We start from the raw sequence: 20,212 nt of genomic DNA, 5'->3' as shown, positions 1-20,212 counted from the left end.
GTGGCGCGACACGCACCGTTACGCTGTCCGGCGTGCGCGTACTGGTAATCGGCTCCGGCGCCCGGGAGCATGCACTCGTCCTCGCGGTGGCAGGCGACCCCGCGGTCACGGCGCTCGCTTGCGCCCCCGGCAATGCCGGCACGACTGCGGTCGCGGAGCAGCTCGGGGTCGAGCTCGCCGAGCCGGAGGCGGTCGCGGCCCTGGCCAAGGAGTGGAAGGCCGACCTCGTCGTGATCGGGCCGGAGGTGCCGCTCGTCGCGGGCGTCGCCGATGCGGTGCGCGAAGCGGGCATCGCCTGCTTCGGACCGTCTGCCGCCGCCGCGCGCATCGAGGGATCGAAGGCGTTCGCGAAGGACGTCATGGCGGCCGCGAAGGTGCCGACTGCCCGCAGTGAGGTCGTCGACACTCCCGCGCGCCTCGACGCCGCGCTTCACCGCTTCGGACCCACCTGGGTGGTGAAGGACGACGGTCTCGCGGCTGGCAAGGGCGTGGTCGTGACCGAGGACGTCGAGGTCGCGCGCAAGCACGCGCTGATGCTGCTCGACGGCGGGCACCCGGTCCTCCTGGAGTCCTTTTTGGACGGCCCGGAGGCCTCGCTGTTCTGCTTCGTCGACGGCCGCACTGTGGTGCCGATGCTGCCCGCGCAGGACTTCAAGCGCGTCGGCGACGGCGACACCGGCCCGAACACCGGCGGCATGGGCGCGTACGCACCGCTGCCGTGGGCGCCCGAGAACCTGGTGGACGACGTCGTCGCGCGGATCGTGCAGCCGGTGGTGGACGAACTCGCCGACCGGGGCAGCCCGTTCTCCGGCCTGCTCTACGCCGGTCTCGCGCTCACCTCGGAAGGCCCGCAGGTGATCGAGTTCAACTGCCGTTTCGGCGACCCCGAGACGCAGGTCGTCCTGGCGCTGCTGCGTACGTCGCTCGCGACCGTGCTGAACGCGACGGCTACCGGGAAGCTGGCTGAGCTGCCGCCGCTGGAGTGGTCGGGCGGTGCCGCGGTCACCGTCGTGATCGCTGCGGACGGGTACCCGGGCAAGCCGCGTACCGGTGACGTCATCACCGGCGGAGAGATCGAAGGCGTGCTTCACGCGGGTACGCGGCGTCGCGACGACGGTGCGGTGATCTCGGCCGGCGGACGTGTGCTGTCCGTCGTCGGCACTGGTAAGACGCTTAAGGCGGCGCGTAAGCACGCGTACGAGACTGTCGAGCGCGTGCACCTCGCTGGCTCGCACCATCGCACCGATATCGCACTGCGCGCGGCCAATGGGGAAGTAAGCGCTCCAGCCTGAGCAGCTTCTCCACGAAGTTCGCCTCGGGTTCACGTGCCGGTTGGTAGCCTCGAAACGGGTCCGTACGGTCACCGTCCGTATCACGGGAGGGGTTAGCGCATGCCGGGAAGCACACCGCTCACCGACCTGGCTTCGTCGGTACCGGCAGCGCCGGGCGTGGCGGACATCGTGGTCGAGCCGGCGAAGCTGCTTGAGGTCGCGCGGGTGGTCGACGAGCAGGTCAGCGCGCTCGAAGACAAGCTCCTCACGCGGCTGGGCGAGCTGCGCGTCGACGCTCCTTCGTCAGACACCGTGAGCGTGAACGCGATGGCCGCGTGGAACACGGTTGTCGCGGAAGGTGATCAGTCGTACGCCGCGCAGGTGCGCGCGTACGTCGCCAATCTGCACAAGCTTGTCGGACAGCTGCGCGAAGCAGCGAAAACGTACGAGGCCAGCGACGCGGACAAGGCCGCGGCGTTCGGGGACCGCGGTGCGCACGGCATCCACTAAGCCAGTTATCGCCGTTGTCGCGGTACTCGGTGTCGCGGGCTGCTCGTCGGGCGCGCAAGGGACCGCGTACCCCGTACAGCCCGCGATGAGTTCCCTGGCGCAGCAGACGAAAGCGGCCGCACTGCCGCCGCGGCCGTCGGACTTGCCGATCGCCGGGACCGATCCGTGCGATCTGCTCGGACAGGCGCAGCTCGACCTGCTGAAAGTCACGAGCGTGCCGCGCAAGGCCGCCGAGGCGAAGGACGGGCCCACCTGCGTGTTCGATTCGGACAAGACCGAGCCGTTCCACGCGCTGCACCTGCGGATCGTCAGCGCGGACGTCCAGGAGTGGCTCACCGGCGCGCGCCGCAAGAACAGCATGACCACCGCGCCGACCAGCGTCGAGGGCTATCCGGCGATCACGAACTACCGCGCGGCCGGCACGCCCGCCGACTGCGAGGTGCTCGTCGGCGTCGCCGCGGGACAGACCATGGCGGCGCAGGAGTTCGCGGTCACCGTGGGCGCGTTCAGCCAGCCGCAGTTGTGCGAAATCGCCACCCAGGCCGCCGGCCTGGCCGTGCAGGGCCTCAAGAACCGGACCTAGGGAGGGCGCGTGGAGATCTCCGAACTCGCGGGCAGGATCCGCGACCACCGTTTCGACGGGTGGACCGACACCGCCATCGCCGACGAGATCGAGAAGTTCGGCACCGGCGACGGAATCGCCAGCATCGCCACCGCGGTCGAGGCGCTGCGAGAAATCGCGAGCGCGCTCGCGAGCACCGACCACACGCTGCGTGATCAGCTGGCGAAGCTCGGCGTCGAATGGCAAAGCCAGGCGGGCGGACAGGCTGGCCAGGTGCTGTCCGATCAAGCGGGCTTCTCCAGCGACGCGATGCAGAAGGTCGCGCACACCGCGGAAATGCTTTTCGCGCAAGGAGAAGCGTTCAACCGCACCAAGTACAAGCTGCCCGACCCGGCCGCGGTGCGCAAAGGCGCGGAGAGCCTCACGCTCCTCGATTCGGTGGCGAGCTTCCTCGGGTTCGAGACTGATCACGCCGCGCAGGTGCAGGCCGCGGACAACGCGCGCGGCCAAGCGGTCGAGGCGTTGAACTCCTACGCCCAGCAGAGCGGGGAAAACCTGCTGTCCACCGAACCGTTGAGCCAGCCGCAATCGCTCACGATGGTCCAGCCCGGCAGCGGGCCGAGCCCGGTCGACCGCGCGGCCGCGGCGGTCGAGGTGACGCCGGACGGCCAGGTGCGGCCCGCCGCGGCGTCGGTGAAGTCGCAGTACGTTCCCCCGCCGCCACCACCCCCGGCGGCTCCGATGGATCCGCCGACGCCCGCGTACGGCACGGCTTCGCAGGCACCGGCTGCCCGGCAGAATGCGCCAGTGGTCGCGGCCAGCTACGTGCCGCCGTCTTCGCCTCCGCCGCAGGGGTGGGAGAAGGCACCGGGGAGCGCGCCTCAGGGCAGGGTGCCGGAATCCCCTGGCGTGCCTCGACCGGGCGGTTCCACGCCGGGAATCCCTGGCGGGCCAAGCACTTCGGGCGGGACGCGGGTTCCTGGCGGGGCGCGGCCTGGAGAGTCCGGCACGTTTCTGCCGACTGGTCCGAAGGGGACGAGCGGCGGAATCGAGAGCGGTGGTCCGGTTAATCGCGGAACTGTGGGAAGTTCCGAAAGTCTTGGCGGCACAAGCGGATCCGGTCGTTCCGCGGTCGGCGGCAGTCCGGGAGGCGGCAGCAACCCTGGCAGCGGTCACGAAAACCAAGCGCTGCAACGAGGTCGTCTGGTCGGCAGCGTCCCGCAGGCACCGGCAGCCCCCGCCGCCGAACCCTCCGGCAACGCTCCGGTCCCGCGCGGAGCAGGAGCGTCGCCCGGCGAAATCGGCGCGGGCGCTGCCGCCTTGGGCGCGGGAGTAGCCGGTGGCGCGCTTTCCGGCGACCGGGAACGGCAAGGCCGGGCCCAAGACGGTCAGCAGAAAGGCTTGGCCCGGCCGTTGCCGGTGGACGAGCTTCCCGAGGAAGAAGCCGTCGCACTGCGGAAAGCCGAGCAGATCGCGCCGAAATCAGGCAGCGGCGACGCCAAGTACCTCTCCGAAGCCGCGCCGCAGGAAGGCGACGACGAGCACGTGCGCCGCTTCGGCGTCGACGACAAGGATCTGTTCGCCGACGGCCGGATGGTCGCGCGCGACGTCCTCGGCGACGGCACGGGAGACGTGCGCCGGCCGTGAACCTGGTACTGACCGCCCTCGAATTCGACGTGCTGTGGGAATCGCTGGACCTGGGCGGACGTCCGCCCGCGCTCGCCGTTCCGTCGCCGGGACGCACGCACACCGAACGGGCCGAGCTGATCGAGTCCGTCTGGGATTCGCTGGCACAGCGCAGGCTGGCGCGCGGCCGTCGTCCATCCGGGACAGTGCTGGACCAGTTGCATTTGCTGGCCAGCCCGCGGGAAGCGGTGGACGTCTGGGTGTGGGCCGACCGCGAGATCCACGGCCGCGCGGTGAGCCGGGGCAGCCAGGCCGTGCTCGCCGTGGTCGACCGGGACGAGGTGTGGCTGATCCCCGCCGACGCCGGCGCGCTCGCCGACGCCGTGGTCTCGGTGGCCGGTTCGCTCGACCCCGGGATCGGGCAGTCGGTTTCGGTGCCGCACAGCACGCTGGTCGCCGCCGACGCGGCCGCCGGTGGCGACCCGAAGGCGCTGGTCACGGCCTTGGAGGACCGGGGCGTGGCGCTGTGGGAAGCGCAGGAACTGGCGGGCATGCTGATGGGACAGGCGGCGCGCGGCCAGTTCTGCGCGGAACGAGTCCTGCGGGACGGGACGGTGCGCCGGTCGCCGCACGTGGCGGCGTTTTACGACACCGATTCCGGGCGGTATCTGTTCCAGCTCACCGACGATTCGGACGGGCATACCTGGGCGACGGTGAGCCCGGCGGACAACGCGGTGCTCGCGGAGCGGGTGCGGGAGTTGCAGGCCGCGATTTGACCCCTTGGCGCAGACCGTTTTCTCCCCTTTCGCCCCCGCGATAACCCGGTCCGGGGGTTCGCGGGTGGAAGTCCGGGAGAACTGCACACGGCACGCGTCCGAAGTCTTAGAGTAAGCAGGGAACCGACCTGGTGCGCGGAACGTCCGAACTGGTCGGGAAGCGAGTGTCGCGAAGGGGATGACGAACGGTGCCTGTCTACGATCCGGATTCCATGGCTATCGCCGCCAGGAACGTGGAGAAGCTGAAGGACGAGTTCGAAAAGTCCAAGAAGCACCTCACCGGCGTCGACGACGAGCCGGAAAGCCCGTTCGGCACGATGGGCGGCTCCAAGGACGTGCACGGCGCGGTCGGCACGTTCAAACAGGGCGTGCACAGCGAGTTCGACGCGGCCGGGAAGCTGATGGAGGCGACCAGCTTCATTCTCAAGAAGGCCGCCGGGCTGATCCAGGAGACCGACCAGGTCCACAAGACCGACCTGACCGTCCACGAAGACCGCTGAGCAGGCACGAGGGGGCTAGAGCATGGCGCTGATCGACTATCCGCCGAACTGGCAGGGCGTTGTCACCAAGGCCCAGAAGGTCGACAAGATCAACCCGGACGCGATCAGCAAAGCCGGGCAGCAGTTCACTGAAGCTGCGAAGCGAGCGGGCGACCACAGTCAAGAGCTGAAGTCGTCCACCGATGCTTTGGCCGGTGGGGTGTGGGAAGGTCCGGCGGCGGACTCCTTCGTCGAGTACGTCCGGCAGATCACCACGGCGGGTGCCAAGGTGCAGGGGCATCTTGACGACGTCGGCAAGGACCTGACGCAGCTGTCCAGCGACCTCGGCGGGATCAAGAGCAAGGTCACCGAGGCCTTCAACACCGCCAAGTCGGCGATCGACAAGCGGATCAAGGAAGAGTCGGACAAAGCGCAGAAGGCGCAGGCCGCCGAGGCGGATTACGCCAAGTCGGACAAGAAGGGCCCGGCGCCAAGCCCGACGTCGCAGTCGATCATCGAAGCCGCGAACAAGGCCAACCAAACGGACGCCACGAACGCCGAACAGACCATCGACCCGCTGCTGACCCAGGCCGACGACATGGTCAAGAAGTCGCAGCAGTTGATGCAGACCCAGATCACCGGCGGCTATTCGGAGGTCCCGCTTCCCAACTCGGACGGCACCATCCCGCAGAGCACCGGTGGCCTGCACACCGGGCACGGCGGTGGCGGCGGCGGCGGTCACCACGGCGGCGGTGGCGGGGGCGCCAGCGGAGGCGGCGGCGGTCTCGGCCCGAGCGGCGGTCCGCCTTCCTCGCCTCCGCCCGGCAACGTTCAGCAGTGGATCCAGGAAGCGATCAAGGAACTGCAGGCCGCGGGCGTGAACGTGACCGAGGCGGACATCAAGAACATCTGGGCGATCATCCAGCACGAGTCCGGCGGCAATCCGAACGCGATCAACAACTGGGATTCGAACGCCGCGGCCGGGCATCCGTCCAAGGGCTTGATGCAGTGCATCGACTCGACGTTCAACGCGCACAAGCTGCCCGGGCACGACAACATCTACAACCCGGTCGACAACATCATCGCCGGGGTGCGGTACTCGATCGACCGGTACGGCTCGATCGGCAACGTGCCGGGCATCCAGGCGATGGCGCACGGCGGCGCGTACCGCGGTTACTGACGGCACACCCCGCACGCGGTTCCGCCGGTTAGCCTGGCCGCATGGTCGACATCGGTGCTTTCGGCGGGCCCGCGCTGCGGGCAGGCGTGCCTCCTTTTCACGTGATGGACGTGCTGTCCGCGGCGCAGGCCCGGCAGCGCAGCCACGGCGACCTCATCTCCTTGGCCGCCGGGCAGCCGTCCGTGCCCGCTCCGGCGGCGGTGCTGCGCGCGGCGCGGGAAGCGCTGAGCCAGCACACGCTCGGCTACACCGAGCAGCTCGGCATTCCTGAGCTGCGCGAAGCCGTCGCCGGGCACTACCGGCGCACCTACGACATCGACGTGACTGCCTCCGACGTCGTGCTGACCACCGGCTCCTCCGGCGGTTTTCTGCTGTCGTTCCTCAGCGCGTTCGACCCGGGCGCGCGGGTCGCGATGGCCCGCCCGGGTTACCCGGCGTACCGGAATCTGCTGAGCGTCCTCGGCTGCGAGGTTGTCGAGTTCGCGACCACGGCCGAGACGAACTTCCAGCCGACCGTCGAACAGCTCGACCGGCTCGGGCCGATCGACGGGCTGATCGTCGCGAGTCCCAGCAACCCGACCGGGACCGTGTTGCCGCCGGGTGAGCTGGCTGCGATCTCCGGCTGGTGCGCGTCGCACGGCGTGCAGCTGATCAGCGACGAGATCTACCACGGCATCTCGTACGGCAAGCAGCTCGATTGCGCCTGGCAGTACGGCCGGGAAGCGTTGGTGCTCGGGTCGTTCTCGAAGTATTTCGCGATGACCGGCTGGCGGCTCGGCTGGATGCTGGTGCCGCAGCGGCTGCATCGCGCGGTCGACGTCCTCACCGGCAACTTCACCATCTGCCCGCCCGCAGTCTCGCAGTACGCGGCGGTCGCGGCGTTCACGCCGGAGTCGTACGCCGAAGCGGACGCGCACGTCGAGCATTACCGGCGCAACCGCGACCTGCTCTTCGCCGGTCTGCGCGAGATCGGTCTGGACAAGCTGGCCCCAGCCGACGGCGCGTTCTACGCCTACGCCGACGTCTCCGACCACACCACGGACAGCCTGAGCTGGTGCCAGCGGCTGCTCGCCGACACCGGCCTCGCGATCACCCCGGGAATCGACTTCGACCCGGTCGACGGCGGCCGTTACGTGCGGTTTTCCTTCGCGGGCGCGACCGAGGACGTGACCGAGGGGCTGCGCCGGCTCGGCGGCTGGCTGGGCTGAATTCGCGACTTCGCCGGACGCTGGAGCCAGATTGTCGTTCGCATGAGCAAATAGCTCCGTGTCGTTTCGGCCGATTCGGGCTTACGTTCGGGCGATGGCGAACGAATTGACCATTCCGCTCCTGCCCTGCCGGGACATCGACGAGATCGCGTCGTTTTACGAGATGCTCGGCTTCGAGATCACCTCTCGGCAGGCACGGCCGTACTCGCACGTCGCGGTGCGGCGGGAAGACCTCAACCTGCACTTCTTCGGGATGGACGGCTACGACCCGGCGCAGTCGTACAGCACCTGCCTCGTCATCGTGGAGGACACCAGCGAATTGTTCGAGGCATTCGCGGCGGGAATGCGCTCTGTGCACGGAAAACTGCTCGTCTCCGGCATTCCGCGGATGACCCGTCCTCGGCTGCGCAACGACCGCTACACCGGATTCACCGTCGTCGATCCGGGCGGCAACTGGATCCGGATCAACCAGCGTGCCAAGGAACCGGAAGCGACCACGAAGCTCGCGAAAGCCGTGGAAAACGCCGCGAGACAGGCGGATTCGCACGGTGACGAACGCCAGGGGCTCAAGATTCTGGAAGGCGCGTTGAAGCGGGCGACCGGCGACGAACCGGAGTTCCAGGCGGCGCGGGAGTTCCGCGACGAGCTCGTCGAACGGATCAAGGGTTCGGACCGGGAGAGGCCCTGACCACAGGGGGGAGCCCCTGAGGGGAACCCGGAGATATCCCTGAACGTTGGGCTGGCATAGAGAGTTTCCGTCGCACGGATGGCACGCTGGAGGGCACCGGGCCGACGTGGCGCGGAAACGGCATCGGAGGAGCCATGTTCTGGAAGATCGTCGGAGCGCTCGTCGTGGCCTGGATCGCCTTCATGGTGATCGGGTCCGTGATCGGCTTCCTGTTCAAGGCCGTGCTGTGGATCGGCATCATCGGCGGGGTGCTGTTCCTGGGCACCGCGGCCTACGGGGCGATCACCGGGAAGAAGCAGTCGAAGCGGATCACCCGCTGACCGGCGCCGAACCATACTGAGCGGACGAGACGGGCTCCCGCACCGGGAAGGTGCGGGAGCCGTTCGCCGTTCAGGCCAGTGCCGCTCGGGCGGCCTCGGCGCCGTCCCACAGGTGTGCGCGGATTCCGACCGCGCGGGCGCCGTCGATGTTGACCTGGCGGTCGTCGAAGAACAGGCACTCGTCCGGTTCGGCACCCAGTTTGTCCAGCAGCAGCCGGAAAATCTCGGCGTCCGGCTTCGCGGCCTTGACGTCGCCGGAGAACAGCGTGTGCTTGAACAGCTTCGACCATTCCTGTTCGCGCACCCAGACGCCGAACGCCGACGGCGCGTTCGACAGCAGCGCGAGCGAGGCCCCGGCCTCGGACAGTGATTGCAGCAGGTCCACCGAGCCCGGCGCGAGCTGTCCCCAGCCCGCGACGTCGAGCGCGGTCAGTTCGGCCGACAGCGCGTCGTCCACCTTCGCGCCTACCTGGTCGCCGATGGACGTCCAGTACTTCAGATCCGTGCAGCCGCGGTCGTACGCGTCGCGCACGCTCCAGTACACCGGCTCGAACGTCTCGTGCGGGACGCCCATCGCGGCCGCCAGCTTCGGTATCGCGGTGGTGCGGTGGCTGAGCACCTCGCCGTAGTCGAACACGATCCAGTTGGTCACCCGAGTCCCCCAGGGTTCAGGCACCGGCTTTGATCCGGTGCAGTGCTTCGGCGATGTCGGCGGACGAAAGGTCGCGGTGTGTCACGAACCGGACCTTGCCCGCCATGGGCAGGGCTTGAATGCCGAGCGAGCCGAGCCAGTTCAGCGCGGTCGGCACGTCCGGCACTCCGGCCAGAACGATATTGGTGTCCGGCGTCCGCACGTCCCAGCCGTGCTCGGAAAGGCCGTCGGCCAGCCGCTTCGCGAACTCGTGCGTCTCGGCCAGTTCGTCGACGCGATCCAGCGCCACCAGGCAAGCCGCAGCGAGCACGCCGCCCTGACGCACGCCGCCGCCGAGCATCTGCCGCATCCGGCGGGCCTGTTCGACGAACTCGACGCTCCCCGCGACGACCGAGCCGACCGGTGCGCCGAGGCCCTTGCTGAAACAGGCCGAGACGGTGTCCACGCCGACGGTCAGCGCGGCGGGCGGCACCTGCAGCGCGACAGCCGCGTGCCAGATCCGTGCGCCGTCGAGGTGCACAGTGAGCCCGGCCTGCTTCGCGACGGACAGCAGTTGCGCGTGCTCGTCGGGCGGAGTGACCGCGCCACCAGCCGCGTTGTGCGTGTTTTCCAGGCACAACAGCGAGGTGCGGAGCGTGAAGTACGGGCCGGGATTGCCGATCGCGGCTTCGAGCGTTTCCGGCAGGCAGCGCCCGGGTCCAGCGTCGTGTTCGAGGATGTCCGGCATGCCGCCGGCCAGCCAGGCCGCCGAGCCGAGTTCGTTGGTGAGCACGTGCGCGCCGCGCGTGGCGAGGAACCGGTCGCCGCGCCGCAGGTGGACGCTCAGCGCGATGAGGTTCGCCATCGTCCCGCTCGGCGTCCACAGCGCGGCGGGCATCCCGAGGGTCTGCGCGGCCCGGCGCTCCAGTTCGGCGATGGTCGGGTCGGTGCCGATGACGTTGTCGTCGACCTCCGCCTCGGCCATGGCCGCGCGCATGATCGCGTCCGGGCGGGTGACGGTGTCGGAACGGAAGTCGATCAGCTGCCCAGTCATGGTCACAGTCCGATCACATCACACTGGCGGGCGCGGCATCAATGCGACGGGGGGTGGAACGTTTCCGGCCGGACGTGCAACCGTGGACGCCCCCGGATCCGTCCCTTCACCGGACATGGCCAGAGCGGAGCTGCAAAGCGCGTGGACCAGCGCGACGAACAAGAGTTCGCGGAGTACTTCGCCGCGAGGAGGGACGCCGTGCGCCGGACCGCGTATTTGCTGTGCGGGGATTGGCACAAGGCCGACGACCTCGCGCAGACGGCGTTCGTCGCACTGCACCGGAGGTGGAAGAAGATCAGAGACCGCGCGGCGACCGACGCGTACGTGCGCAAGACGCTGGTGCGCGCGGTCATCGACGAGTCGCGCCGTCCGTGGCGGCGCGAGCGCCAGACCGAAGTGCTGCCGGAACCGGTGGACGACAGCCCTGGCCTCGCCGAACGCGTCGCGACTCGCGAGGACTTGCTCGCGGCGTTGAAGGAAGTGCCGCCGAAGCAACGGGCGGTGCTGGTGCTGCGGTTCTTCGACGGCCTGGACGTCGGTGCCGCGGCGACGGCGCTGGGCTGCAGCGAAGGCAATGTGAAGAGCCAGACCGCGCGCGGGCTGGCGAATCTGCGTCAGGTGCTGGAACGGGAGGTGGAGACCAATGGATGAGCGGGAAGCCGAGACGTTGTTCTCCGCCGTTCCCGGCGACGTGCCGCCTCCGACGTTCTCGGTGGAAGACGTGGTGCGCCGCTCGAAGCGCGAGACGCTGCGCCGGCGTCACCGGATCACCGCCGGCGCGGCGGCCGTGCTCGTGGCCGCGGGCTTCGGCACCTGGGGCATTGTGGGCATTTCGAGCGAAAAGTCTGATTCTGGCGCGAATTCCGCGGCCGCACCCGTGCAACCCGGCGGACCGGCGGCGCGTCCTTTCAGCAATGGGGATGACTTCCCGGGTGAGCCGTCTCGGCAGGGAGCCGGCGAAACCGGGAGGACCGGCCCTCGGGTCGAAGGCACCTCCGGGTGCGGACGGGTGGACTGGGAGCTCGCCACTGCCCTCGCTGGCGAGCTCCCAGGCCACTTGACCGCCGCGCAGGCTTCCCCAGGCAGCGTTTGTACGACGTCGTCGCGCGGCGCGGGGTTCCCGCTTCCGGACGGGATGATCGGCGCGGCGGTGTTCCCTCGCGGCACCGCGGTGACTGTGCCCACGCAACCGGCCGGAGCGGTCACCGTGCGTCAGCAAACCGGCAGCGGGGGGACTCTCGTGCTGGTCAGCGTTCCGGGGACTTCCGGGCACCCGGCACCGTACGCGACCGACCTGGCGCGCTTCGCCGCTTCGCTGGCTGCCCGGTTCTGATCGGCGGCCTCGGGCGCGGCTGGCAGAATATCCGGGCATGACGGCAGCAGCCACCACTCCCAAGGGCGAGCGACGACGGGCAGCGCTCGTCGAAGCCGCCGCTGAGCTGCTGGCCGAGGGCGGTTTCGACGCGATCCGGCACCGGGCTGTCGCCGAACGGGCCGGCCTGCCGCTGGCGTCCACGACGTACTACTTCGACTCGCTGGAAGAGCTCGTCACCGCCGCCGTGGAACACCACGGGCAGACCGAACTGGCCAACGGACGCCGCCAGCTGGAGGACCTGACGACCCGCAACCGGGGCGTGCAGGCGACCGTGGAACTCGTGCTGGACATGCTGCTCGGTCCGCAGAGCGGCGACCCGGAAGCCGACGCCGAGGCAGTTCTGCTGCGCTACGAACGCCTGGTCGCGACCGGGCGGCGGCCGTACCTGCGGCCGTTGATGCGCACGTTGTCCCAGCAGCTCAACGAACTGCTGACGGAGATCCTCGCCCGGTCCGGGACGCCGGTGGGCAAGGACGAACTGGACCGGCTGGTCGCGCTGGTGGACGGCGCGGTGGTCAACGCGCTGATCGCGGTCGACCCGGCTCCGCGCGCCGCGGCCGGGCGGATGCTGCGGACCGCGCTCGCGGAGTCGGCGACCGTCCACTGAGGACAGTCACTCCGAATACGCCGCGGTGGCGCGGATTTCGATCAGCAGTCCCGGGCTGGCGAGCCCACTGACGCCGATCATCGACCACGCCGGGTAAGGCTCAGCCGTCACGAGACGCTTCTTGGCTTCCAGGAAACCGGGCAAATGCTGGTGGATGTCGACGTGATAGCTCGTGAGGTCGACCAGCGCGGACAGGTCGAGTCCTTCCAGCCGAAGGATTTCTTCGATCCGGCGGAGCGCGATCTCGGTCTGCTCCTCGATGGTTTCCGCGATCGCGCCATCCGGGCGGCGGCCGATCGTGCCCGCGATGAAGAGGAGGTTGCCAGCGCGGACGGCGGCGGAGTAGCCGAAGCGGGCGAACGCGGACGCCCCGGACGGTCCGAAAACCTCGGAATCCTCGGGGATGGTGACGGAGTGCATGTGGTTCCCTTTCTCAGTTGCCCCAGCGGGACGTGCGCGCGGCGCGTTCCAGCCGGGTTTCGCCGTCGGCCGCGCGTTCGCGCAGGAAATCGGCGGGTACGGACGGGACGGGTGCGTTTTTCGGGTTTTTCGCTGCCTGCGCGACGATCGCGTCGGTGAGTGAGCGGACCATCTCCAGCCGGGGGTAAGCGGCGTGGATCGTCGCGGCCTGCTCGTCGGTGACCGCCGCGAGGTACTCGGCACCGACCGGGCCGCCGAAATCGACGGCGACCCCGGCTCGGACGAGCACGCACAACGGACCTCGGTGTTCCGCGATGCCCGCGGTGGTGTGCAGGGCGATGGCCTGCCAGACCGCGTCGGCGTCTGTCGGGGAAACCCCTTGCTGGACAAGGAATCTGGCGGCGCGTTCGGCTCCCTCGACCTCGAAGCGTTCCACGTGCGGGCCATCCGGTGCCGTGCCGAGGTCGTGCATGACGCACGCGGCGAACAGCAGGTCGTCGTCGTAACCGGACAGAGCCAGCCGGTCCGCGACCAGCCGGGCGAACAGGTAGGTACGGACGCTGTGGTTGAACACCGACGGCGATTCCACCGGGCGGACGACCTCGAGCACGGCGTCTGCCAGCGGAGTCGCGGGGAGTGCGACCACCGGGTCCGAAAGGAGTTCGGTCATGGCTTCCAGGGTGCCCTGCGGGCCGCTGACCTGGTGAGTGGCAAGTTTGCCGTACTTCGATAGAATCTTGCCATGACGGTGCATCGGGTCGCGGTGCTGGCGCTCGACGGAGTACTTCCGCTGGACCTGGCGATCCCCGCGCAGGTGTTCCACCGCCGGCCGCAGACGCATTACGAGATGACGTTGTGCGCACTCGGCCCGGCAGTCTCCACCAGTGCTGGATTCGAGCTGGCTGCCGAAGGCGGGATCGACGAGCTGCGCGCGGCGGACACGGTGATCGTGCCGGGATACGACCCGATCGGCGAGACGCCGGAAGCGGCGGTCGAGCTGCTGGCCGAGGCACGCGACCGGGGACGGCGGGTGGTGTCCATCTGCACGGGCGCGTTCGCGCTGGCCGCGGCGGGAGTGCTGGACGGTTTGCACGCCACGACGCATTGGGAATATATCGACGAATTCGAACGGGACTTCCCCTCGGTGCACGTCGACCGCGACGTCCTCTACGTCGACGAGGGCGACGTGCTCACCTCAGCTGGCGTGTGCTGTGGCATCGACCTGTGCCTGCACATCGTGCGCCGAGACCTGGGCACCGCGGTCGCCAACCGGATCGCCCGCGGCCTGGTCGCCGCCCCGCATCGCGAAGGCGGGCAAGCCCAATACGTGCCCGCTCCGCTCGCGGACGCTGGCGATGCGTCGTTGTCGGCCACGCGGGAATGGGCGTTGCGGCGACTGGGCGAATCGCTCAGCATCCGCCTGCTCGCCCGGCACGCGGAGATGTCGCAGCGGACTTTCCTGCGCCGGTTCGCCGAGGAAACCGGGACGACCCCGTTGCAGTGGCTGCTCAACGCTCGGCTCGGCAAAGCGCGGGAACTGCTGGAAACCACGGACTATTCAGTGGACCGGGTGGCGCGGGATTGCGGCCTGGGCACCCCGGCCAACCTGCGGCTGCACTTCCGGCGTGCGCTCGGGACCACGCCGACCGCTTACCGGCGGGCCTTCACTTCCTGACCCGTCCGTTTGGCGTCGGCGGCTGATTTCGCCAGCAGTTCCAGCATCGCGTTCTCCGCCGCCACCGGGTCGTGCGCGGCGATCGCGTCCAGCACCCGGCGATGGCTCGGCACGGGGTCGTCGGTGGGGCCGGCGCTGTGGACCAATTTGTCCCGCTCCGCCAGGCCGATCGCGATGACGCGTTCGATCTGGAGCAGGAAGTTGTTGTGCGCGGCCGACAGCAGGCTGCGGTGAAACGCCAGATCCGCCTCGATACTGGCTTCCAGATCCGGTGCGGCCACCATCGCGTCGAGTGCCGACGCCATCGCGGCGAGGTCGTCCTCGGTCGCGCGCTCCGCGGCCATCCGCGCGGCCGCTGGTTCGACCACGGCACGGACCTCGGCCAACTCGTCCAGCAGGCCGGCGTTTCCTCGCGCGGTGGTTTGCCAGCGCATCACGTCGGCGTCGAGAAGCTGCCAGTTCTCCCGGGGTCGCACGAACGTGCCGTGCTTCTGCCGCGCGCCGATCATTCCCTTAGCGGCCAGCACTTTCAACGCTTCCCGCAATGCGGTGAGACTGATATCCAGCTCTTCGCGCAGCGCGGGAAGGTCCAGCACCATGCCCTCGGGCCATTCGCCGGACAGAATGCGCGCGGCGAGGGTTTCCACGGTCAGGCCGTGCAGGCCGCGAGGGCGGTGGTCGGTCACCGGAGCGGGAGCACGCACGTCGGCGAGCCGGTCGGGTAATTGCGGACCTCCGCGTTTCCGAAGTCCTGCAACGAGAACACCGAGATCGAGTCGTCTTTGAATGCCGCGGTGTAACAGATCCCGTCTGCCACGGCGAAGTTCCACGGGTAAGCCCCGCACGGCTGGTCGGCGGTCGCGCGCAGCGGAGTACCGGCGAACGAAGTGATGCATTCGGGGCCGCGGTTCGACAGATAAATGCCGGATTCGAACACTTCCAGGTGTGCTACCAGGGATTCGCCGCCGGCCAGTGTCGAAGGAGTCGCCTCGACGAACTCGAACGCACCCGGTGAGGTCTCCCGCATGGTGATCAGTTCCCCGGACAATTCTCCTGCCACGTAAGCGATTCCGTCCGCACCGCGCACGAGCTGCCGCGGCCCCGTGCCCGGCGGGAGCGACGAAACGGCCAGCGGGGTGAGCTTTCCTTTCGGCGACAACGTGTAGCTGCGGATCTCGTCAGTGCCCAGATCGACCGCACTCACCACCGAACTGTCCGCTGACGACACCGCCATGTGGACGTGCGGACCTTCCTGCCGGTCAGCGCGCGGCCCGCTTCCGGTGTGCTGCACCAGGTCCGTGCGCCCGTCGATCCGGCCGTCCTCGCGCAGGGCGAACACGGCGAGGCTGCCGCCGCCATAGTTGGCGCACAACAGAAACCGCGCGTCCGGCGTCACCGCGAGGTGGCACGGGCTGGCCCCGCCGGACTCGACCACGTCGAGCGCGACCAGGTCGCCGTCGACCGAAACGGAGGTGACCTCGCCGTAGCTCGTCTCGTTGACCGCGTACACCATCGGCAGCGTGGGATGCTGGGCCAGCCAGGTCGGCGACACCATCGGCAACGTCGAATCCGCCGTCAGCTCGCTTCCCGAGCGCCGGAAAACCGCGATCCCCATGCCGTTCCCGCCGGTTTCGGCAGTGCGGCAGCCGACGAGTACGACGTCGCTCACGAGCGCTCCTTCACTAATGCGGCCACTCTGGCCCGGATGTCCTCAGACGAACCTCGGGTCAGCGCCGACCCGATCCCGCAGGCGACCGCGCCCGCGTCGAGCCAGCGTGGCACGTCCTCGGGAGCGATTCCACCCGTCGGCACGAGCGGAGCTTGCGGAAGCGCAGCGCGGACGTCCTTGATCCATTGCGGACCGAGCGCGGAGGCGGGAAAAACCTTTACGGCGTCAGCACCTTCCTCCATCGCGCGCACGATTTCGGTGACCGAACCGGTGCCTGGCAGTGCCGCGACGCCGTACCGATGAGCGGTACGCAAGACCTCGGTGTGCAGCGACGGGGACACGAGAAACTGAGCCCCCGCACGGATCGCGGCCGTCGCCGAGGACTCGTCCAGCACTGTTCCCGCTCCGATCGTGGCCTCCGGATACGCGGTGCTCAGCTCCTCGATCGCGACGAGCGCACCCGCGTTGGTGAGCGGGACTTCGACCGACTTCAACCCGGCGTCGAGCACTGCCCGGGCGGCGGCGACGGCCGAGGCGGCGTCCGCCGTCCGCACGATTCCGACGACGCCCTGGCGCACCGCTTCGCGCGTGATCTCCCACCGGTATCCCATGACGGGCAGTCTAGCAGGAAGATTATAAATTACTAATTATTCTTGACGCGGCTGAGAGCGTCCCGCATGCTTGCGGACCATGCGCACTGCTGTGGTGACCGGCGCGGCGTCCGGGATCGGAGCCGCGACCGCCCGTCAGCTCAACGCCGACGGCTACCGGGTGCTCGGCGTCGACCTCGCCCCGGTGCCCGGCGGCGTGCAGGGCGACGTAACGGACGACGAGACGTGGCACCGCGTTCTCGATCTGGCGGGCGAAGTCGACGCCGTGGTCAGCAACGCGTACCTGCCGAGTTCGGGTCCACTGCACGAAACCGGCCGCGCGCAATGGCAACGGCAGCTGGACGTGAACCTCACCGCGTCTTACCTGGCCGTGCGGACTTGCCTGCCGTCACTGCGGGCTCGGCACGGCTCCGTGGTGCTGGTTTCCTCGGTACACGCGCGATTCGGACTGCCGGGACATCCGGCGTACGCGGCCAGCAAAGGCGCGTTGGTGTCCCTGGCCCGGCAGTTGGCGGTGGAGTACGCGCCGGAAATACGGGTGAATTCGGTGCTCCCCGGTCCGGTCGAGACCGAGGCGTGGGGCCGGATCAGCGCGGAAGACCGCGAACGCAGCGTCCGCGCGACACCCGCCGGACGGCTCGGCGATCCGACCGAAGTCGCCGCGGTGATCGCGTTCCTGCTCTCGCCCGCGGCGTCGTTCGTCACGGGTGCCGAATTCACTGTCGATGGCGGCTGGTCGGCCGCGAAAGATTCCGCTTAGGGGGCAGGGTGCTGATCACTGGGATCGAGACGTTCCTCGTCGCGCCGCGCTGGTTGTTCCTCAAGGTCAGCACCGACGAGGGCATCACCGGCTGGGGCGAGCCGGTCGTGGAAGGCCGCGCCGGGACCGTCCGCGCGGCCGTGCACGAGCTGGCCGAACTGCTCATCGGGAAGGACCCGCTGCGCATCGAGGACCACTGGCAGGTGCTGCGGCGCGGCGGTTTCTACCGCGGCGGCCCGGTGCTCTCCAGCGCGCTCGCCGGGTTCGACCAGGCATTGTGGGACATCGCGGGCAAGGCCAGGAACGCTCCGGTGCACGAGTTGCTCGGCGGCCCGGTCCGCGATCGCGTCCGGGTGTATTCGTGGGTCGGCGGCGACCGTCCGTCCGGGATCTTCGACGCGGTGTCCGCGCAGGTCGAGCGGGGTTTCACCGCGGTGAAGATGAACGTCGCCGGTCCGCTCGGGCCGATCGCCACTCCTGCCGAGGCGCAGGCGGCGCTGGCTCGCGCCCGGCAGGCCCGGGAAGCGCTCGGACCCGACCGCGACCTGGCGATCGACTTCCACGGCCGCGTCTCGCCCGCGATGGCGCGGCGGCTGGTGAAGATGCTCGAAGAAGTGCAGCCGATGTTCGTCGAGGAACCGGTGCTGCCGGAGCTGCCCGCCGACGTGGTCAAGTCGGTGGTCGAGGCCTCGACCGTGCCGATCGCGCTCGGGGAACGGCTGTTCTCGCGCTGGGAGTTCAAGCCGGTGCTGGACGCGGGCGTCGCCGTGGTGCAACCGGACCCGTCGCACGCGGGCGGCATCTCGGAGCTGCGCCGGATCGCCGCGCTGGCCGAGGTGTACGGCGCGAACCTCGCCCCGCACTGCCCGCTCGGCCCGATCTCGCTGGCCGCCGCGCTGCAGGTGGCCTTCGCGACGCCGAACTTCCTGATCCAGGAACAAAGCCTCGGCATGCACTACCACGACGGCCGGGAACCGGTGGCTTATCTCGCCGACGACGCGTTGTTCCGCTTCGTCGACGGCTACGCCGCCCGGCCGACCGCCCCTGGCCTCGGCATCGAGGTGGACGAGGAAGCCGTCCGCCGCGCCGACGAGACCGGGCACACCTGGCGGTCGCCGGTGTGGCGGCTCGCGGACGGCAGCTTCACGGAGTGGTGACCGCCCCGCTGACCTGCGCAGGTATCGTGGCCGCGTGACGGACAAGCCCCGCATTCCGAACGTGCTCGCCGCCCGCTACGCCTCGCCTGAGCTGGTGGCGCTCTGGTCGCCCGAACGCAAGGTCGTGCTCGAGCGGCGGCTGTGGCTCGCCGTGCTGCGGGCTCAGGCCGAGCTGGGCGTCGAGGTGCCCGAAGGCGTCCTCGACGACTACGAGCGCGTGGTCGAGCAGGTCGACCTCGACTCGATCGCCGCCCGCGAACGCGTCACCCGGCACGACGTCAAGGCCCGGATCGAGGAGTTCAACGCCCTCGCCGGGCACGAGCACGTGCACAAGGGCATGACCTCGCGCGACCTCACCGAGAACGTCGAACAGCTGCAGCAGCTGCGTTCGCTGGAACTGGTCCGCAGCCGGGTCGCCGCGGTGCTGTCGCGGCTGGCCGCGCTCGCCGTCGAGCATTCCGACCTCGTGATGGCCGGCCGGTCGCACAACGTCGCCGCGCAGGCGACCACGCTCGGCAAGCGGTTCGCGACCGCCGCCGATGAGCTGCTCGTCGCGTTCTCCCGGCTGGACAACCTGATCGAGCGCTACCCGCTGCGCGGCATCAAGGGCCCGGTCGGCACCGCGCAGGACATGCTCGACCTGCTCGGCGACGAGTCCACTTTGGACCAGCTGGAAGCGCGGATCGCCGAGCACCTCGGCTTCGGCAACCGGTTCGTCAGCGTCGGCCAGGTGTACCCGCGCTCGCTCGACTTCGACGTGCTGTCCACTGTGGTCCAGCTCGCCGCCGCACCCTCCAGCCTCGCCAAGACGATCCGGCTGATGGCCGGGCACGAGCTGGTCACCGAGGGCTTCAAACCGGGCCAGGTCGGGTCGTCGGCCATGCCGCACAAGATGAACACCCGGTCGTGCGAGCGCGTCAACGGTCTCGCGGTGGTCCTGCGCGGCTACCTGTCGATGATCGGCGAACTGGCCGGCGACCAGTGGAACGAGGGCGACGTCTCGGATTCCGTGGTGCGCCGGGTCGCGCTGCCGGACGCGTTCTTCGCACTCGACGGCCTGCTCGAGACCTTCCTCACGGTGCTCGGCGAATTCGGCGCGTTCCCGGCCGTGGTTGAGCGTGAGCTTGATCGCTATCTCCCGTTCCTCGCGACGACGAAGGTGCTCATGGCGTCCGTGCGCCGGGGCGTCGGGCGTGAGACGGCTCACGAGGCCATCAAGGAGAATGCCGTCGGAGTCGCCCTCGCGATGCGCGAACGCGGCGCGGAGAACGACCTCCTCGACCGGCTCGCGGCCGACGAACGGCTCCCGCTCAACCGCGCTGACCTGGACGAACTCCTTGTCGACCGGATCTCGTTCACCGGCGTGGCACCGCGTCAGGTCGAAGAAGTAGCGGCGCGCGTCGAGGACGTGCTCAAGCGATTCCCGGACGCCGCGGCGTACGCGCCGCAGCCGATTCTGTGAGTGCGCGCACGCCGTCCACGTGCTGAGACGGCATTACTCGATCGGGCGAAACTCCTAATCTTCGTGCCGAACCCGGAAGCGGGGGGGGGGGGGGGGGGGGGGGGGGGGGGGGGGGGGGGGGGGGGAGAGGTGGGGGGGGGGGGGGGGGGAGGGGGGGGGAGGGGGGGGGAG

24 protein-coding genes are annotated in these 20,212 nt (G+C 69.4%); 17 read left to right on the top strand and 7 right to left on the bottom strand.

Translation table 11 applies throughout. The features are described from left to right. The first annotated feature begins 32 nt into the window (after positions 1-32). The 10 genes from purD to ACZ63D_RS38720 all read left to right on the top strand — a co-directional run bounded on the left by purD (position 33) and on the right by ACZ63D_RS38720 (position 8,620). The gene (gene purD / locus ACZ63D_RS38765) at positions 33-1,292 is read left to right on the top strand and encodes a phosphoribosylamine--glycine ligase (protein ID WP_465359304.1); all 1,260 of its coding nucleotides are present in this window, start codon (positions 33-35) and stop codon (positions 1,290-1,292) included. Between the two features lie 99 nt (positions 1,293-1,391). Beyond that, a complete protein-coding gene (locus ACZ63D_RS38760; RefSeq protein WP_465359303.1) occupies positions 1,392-1,781 on the top strand; it encodes a PE domain-containing protein in 390 nt (129 codons plus the stop codon). After that, complete coding sequence (locus ACZ63D_RS38755) at positions 1,762-2,364, top strand: DUF3558 domain-containing protein (RefSeq protein WP_465359302.1); 603 nt, start codon at positions 1,762-1,764, stop codon at positions 2,362-2,364. Before ACZ63D_RS38760 ends, ACZ63D_RS38755 begins: the two co-directional genes overlap by 20 nt. A 9-nt stretch (positions 2,365-2,373) precedes the next feature. Next, positions 2,374-3,990: a PPE domain-containing protein gene (locus ACZ63D_RS38750; protein WP_465359301.1), complete on the top strand. Its 1,617-nt coding sequence runs from the start codon at positions 2,374-2,376 to the stop codon at positions 3,988-3,990. Next, a complete protein-coding gene (locus ACZ63D_RS38745) occupies positions 3,987-4,745 on the top strand; it encodes an ESX secretion-associated protein EspG (RefSeq protein ID WP_465359300.1) in 759 nt (252 codons plus the stop codon). The genes ACZ63D_RS38750 and ACZ63D_RS38745 overlap by 4 nt, the downstream gene beginning before the upstream one ends. A gap of 212 nt (positions 4,746-4,957) precedes the next feature. Next, a complete protein-coding gene (locus ACZ63D_RS38740; RefSeq protein WP_202506357.1) occupies positions 4,958-5,245 on the top strand; it encodes a hypothetical protein in 288 nt (95 codons plus the stop codon). Between the two features lie 22 nt (positions 5,246-5,267). Further along, positions 5,268-6,404 (top strand): transglycosylase SLT domain-containing protein, encoded by a 1,137-nt coding sequence (locus ACZ63D_RS38735; protein WP_465359299.1) that lies wholly within the window; start codon positions 5,268-5,270, stop codon positions 6,402-6,404. Positions 6,405-6,445: 41 nt separating this feature from the next. Beyond that, positions 6,446-7,612 carry a pyridoxal phosphate-dependent aminotransferase gene (locus ACZ63D_RS38730; RefSeq protein ID WP_465359298.1) on the top strand — a complete coding sequence of 389 codons (1,167 nt, stop codon included), beginning with the start codon at positions 6,446-6,448 and terminating at the stop codon, positions 7,610-7,612. 94 nt (positions 7,613-7,706) lie between these two features. After that, a complete protein-coding gene (locus ACZ63D_RS38725; RefSeq protein ID WP_465359297.1) occupies positions 7,707-8,300 on the top strand; it encodes a VOC family protein in 594 nt (197 codons plus the stop codon). 134 nt (positions 8,301-8,434) lie between these two features. Next, positions 8,435-8,620 (top strand): hypothetical protein, encoded by a 186-nt coding sequence (locus ACZ63D_RS38720; protein ID WP_409184305.1) that lies wholly within the window; start codon positions 8,435-8,437, stop codon positions 8,618-8,620. A 70-nt stretch (positions 8,621-8,690) separates the two neighbouring features. Here the strand turns inward: ACZ63D_RS38720 and ACZ63D_RS38715 are convergent, their stop codons facing one another. Then, positions 8,691-9,272 carry an HAD family hydrolase gene (locus tag ACZ63D_RS38715; RefSeq protein ID WP_465359296.1) on the bottom strand — a complete coding sequence of 194 codons (582 nt, stop codon included), beginning with the start codon at positions 9,270-9,272 and terminating at the stop codon, positions 8,691-8,693. A 16-nt stretch (positions 9,273-9,288) separates the two neighbouring features. Beyond that, entirely contained in the window at positions 9,289-10,305 is a 1,017-nt protein-coding gene (locus tag ACZ63D_RS38710; protein ID WP_465359295.1) for a threonine aldolase family protein, read from the bottom strand. A 141-nt stretch (positions 10,306-10,446) separates the two neighbouring features. Here ACZ63D_RS38710 and ACZ63D_RS38705 point away from each other — a divergent pair, with 141 nt between their 5' ends. The 3 genes from ACZ63D_RS38705 to ACZ63D_RS38695 are packed head-to-tail and all read left to right on the top strand — an operon-like array spanning position 10,447 to position 12,287. Continuing rightward, positions 10,447-10,956: a SigE family RNA polymerase sigma factor gene (locus ACZ63D_RS38705; RefSeq protein WP_465359294.1), complete on the top strand. Its 510-nt coding sequence runs from the start codon at positions 10,447-10,449 to the stop codon at positions 10,954-10,956. Continuing rightward, a complete protein-coding gene (locus tag ACZ63D_RS38700; RefSeq protein WP_465359293.1) occupies positions 10,949-11,638 on the top strand; it encodes a hypothetical protein in 690 nt (229 codons plus the stop codon). Before ACZ63D_RS38705 ends, ACZ63D_RS38700 begins: the two co-directional genes overlap by 8 nt. Positions 11,639-11,675: 37 nt before the next feature. Continuing rightward, on the top strand, positions 11,676-12,287 hold the full coding sequence (locus ACZ63D_RS38695; RefSeq protein ID WP_465359292.1) for a TetR/AcrR family transcriptional regulator: 612 nt from the start codon (positions 11,676-11,678) through the stop codon (positions 12,285-12,287). A gap of 6 nt (positions 12,288-12,293) precedes the next feature. On the opposite strand, the gene ACZ63D_RS38690 is transcribed toward ACZ63D_RS38695, so the two are convergent. Continuing rightward, entirely contained in the window at positions 12,294-12,707 is a 414-nt protein-coding gene (locus tag ACZ63D_RS38690; RefSeq protein WP_465359291.1) for a RidA family protein, read from the bottom strand. 13 nt (positions 12,708-12,720) lie between these two features. Next, positions 12,721-13,377 carry an HD domain-containing protein gene (locus ACZ63D_RS38685; RefSeq protein WP_465359290.1) on the bottom strand — a complete coding sequence of 219 codons (657 nt, stop codon included), beginning with the start codon at positions 13,375-13,377 and terminating at the stop codon, positions 12,721-12,723. A gap of 72 nt (positions 13,378-13,449) precedes the next feature. Between ACZ63D_RS38685 and ACZ63D_RS38680 the strand changes: the two genes are divergently transcribed. Next, a complete protein-coding gene (locus tag ACZ63D_RS38680) occupies positions 13,450-14,382 on the top strand; it encodes a GlxA family transcriptional regulator (RefSeq protein ID WP_465359289.1) in 933 nt (310 codons plus the stop codon). On the opposite strand, the gene ACZ63D_RS38675 is transcribed toward ACZ63D_RS38680, so the two are convergent. From ACZ63D_RS38675 to ACZ63D_RS38665, 3 genes are read right to left on the bottom strand one after another with little or no spacing between them, the layout of a single operon-like run. After that, complete coding sequence (locus ACZ63D_RS38675) at positions 14,358-15,068, bottom strand: FadR/GntR family transcriptional regulator (protein ID WP_465359375.1); 711 nt, start codon at positions 15,066-15,068, stop codon at positions 14,358-14,360. The genes ACZ63D_RS38680 and ACZ63D_RS38675 overlap by 25 nt on opposite strands. Then, positions 15,065-16,051 (bottom strand): lactonase family protein, encoded by a 987-nt coding sequence (locus ACZ63D_RS38670; protein ID WP_465359288.1) that lies wholly within the window; start codon positions 16,049-16,051, stop codon positions 15,065-15,067. Before ACZ63D_RS38670 ends, ACZ63D_RS38675 begins: the two co-directional genes overlap by 4 nt. Continuing rightward, positions 16,048-16,662, bottom strand: coding sequence for a bifunctional 4-hydroxy-2-oxoglutarate aldolase/2-dehydro-3-deoxy-phosphogluconate aldolase (locus tag ACZ63D_RS38665; protein ID WP_465359287.1), 615 nt, complete (start codon positions 16,660-16,662; stop codon positions 16,048-16,050). Before ACZ63D_RS38665 ends, ACZ63D_RS38670 begins: the two co-directional genes overlap by 4 nt. Before the next feature lie 79 nt (positions 16,663-16,741). On the opposite strand from ACZ63D_RS38665, the gene ACZ63D_RS38660 reads away from it, so the two are divergent. From ACZ63D_RS38660 to purB, 3 genes are read left to right on the top strand one after another with little or no spacing between them, the layout of a single operon-like run. Next, positions 16,742-17,422, top strand: coding sequence for an SDR family NAD(P)-dependent oxidoreductase (locus tag ACZ63D_RS38660; RefSeq protein ID WP_465359286.1), 681 nt, complete (start codon positions 16,742-16,744; stop codon positions 17,420-17,422). Between the two features lie 8 nt (positions 17,423-17,430). After that, a complete protein-coding gene (dgoD, locus tag ACZ63D_RS38655; protein ID WP_465359285.1) occupies positions 17,431-18,579 on the top strand; it encodes a galactonate dehydratase in 1,149 nt (382 codons plus the stop codon). 34 nt (positions 18,580-18,613) lie between these two features. Further along, the gene (gene purB / locus ACZ63D_RS38650) at positions 18,614-20,041 is read left to right on the top strand and encodes an adenylosuccinate lyase (RefSeq protein WP_465359284.1); all 1,428 of its coding nucleotides are present in this window, start codon (positions 18,614-18,616) and stop codon (positions 20,039-20,041) included. The last annotated feature ends 171 nt before the right edge of the window (positions 20,042-20,212 follow it).

Source organism: Amycolatopsis sp. NPDC104775 (genome assembly GCF_055583325.1).
Note: the sequence above shows the minus strand (reverse complement) of the source record. Positions and strands in the feature narration are given on the sequence as shown.

What these genes read in the sequence shown, in the direction of transcription:
- ACZ63D_RS38760 (WP_465359303.1), top strand. Translation starts at nt 1,392, where the DNA reads ATGCCGGGAAGCACACCGCTCACCGACCTGGCTTCGTCGGTACCGGCA.
- ACZ63D_RS38740 (WP_202506357.1), top strand. Translation starts at nt 4,958, where the DNA reads ATGGCTATCGCCGCCAGGAACGTGGAGAAGCTGAAGGACGAGTTCGAA.
- ACZ63D_RS38735 (WP_465359299.1), top strand. Translation starts at nt 5,268, where the DNA reads ATGGCGCTGATCGACTATCCGCCGAACTGGCAGGGCGTTGTCACCAAG.
- ACZ63D_RS38730 (WP_465359298.1), top strand. Translation starts at nt 6,446, where the DNA reads ATGGTCGACATCGGTGCTTTCGGCGGGCCCGCGCTGCGGGCAGGCGTG.
- ACZ63D_RS38725 (WP_465359297.1), top strand. Translation starts at nt 7,707, where the DNA reads ATGGCGAACGAATTGACCATTCCGCTCCTGCCCTGCCGGGACATCGAC.
- ACZ63D_RS38720 (WP_409184305.1), top strand. Translation starts at nt 8,435, where the DNA reads ATGTTCTGGAAGATCGTCGGAGCGCTCGTCGTGGCCTGGATCGCCTTC.
- ACZ63D_RS38710 (WP_465359295.1), bottom strand. Translation starts at nt 10,305, where the DNA reads ATGACTGGGCAGCTGATCGACTTCCGTTCCGACACCGTCACCCGCCCG.
- ACZ63D_RS38700 (WP_465359293.1), top strand. Translation starts at nt 10,949, where the DNA reads ATGGATGAGCGGGAAGCCGAGACGTTGTTCTCCGCCGTTCCCGGCGAC.
- ACZ63D_RS38695 (WP_465359292.1), top strand. Translation starts at nt 11,676, where the DNA reads ATGACGGCAGCAGCCACCACTCCCAAGGGCGAGCGACGACGGGCAGCG.
- ACZ63D_RS38690 (WP_465359291.1), bottom strand. Translation starts at nt 12,707, where the DNA reads ATGCACTCCGTCACCATCCCCGAGGATTCCGAGGTTTTCGGACCGTCC.
- ACZ63D_RS38685 (WP_465359290.1), bottom strand. Translation starts at nt 13,377, where the DNA reads ATGACCGAACTCCTTTCGGACCCGGTGGTCGCACTCCCCGCGACTCCG.
- ACZ63D_RS38680 (WP_465359289.1), top strand. Translation starts at nt 13,450, where the DNA reads ATGACGGTGCATCGGGTCGCGGTGCTGGCGCTCGACGGAGTACTTCCG.
- ACZ63D_RS38665 (WP_465359287.1), bottom strand. Translation starts at nt 16,662, where the DNA reads ATGGGATACCGGTGGGAGATCACGCGCGAAGCGGTGCGCCAGGGCGTC.
- ACZ63D_RS38660 (WP_465359286.1), top strand. Translation starts at nt 16,742, where the DNA reads ATGCGCACTGCTGTGGTGACCGGCGCGGCGTCCGGGATCGGAGCCGCG.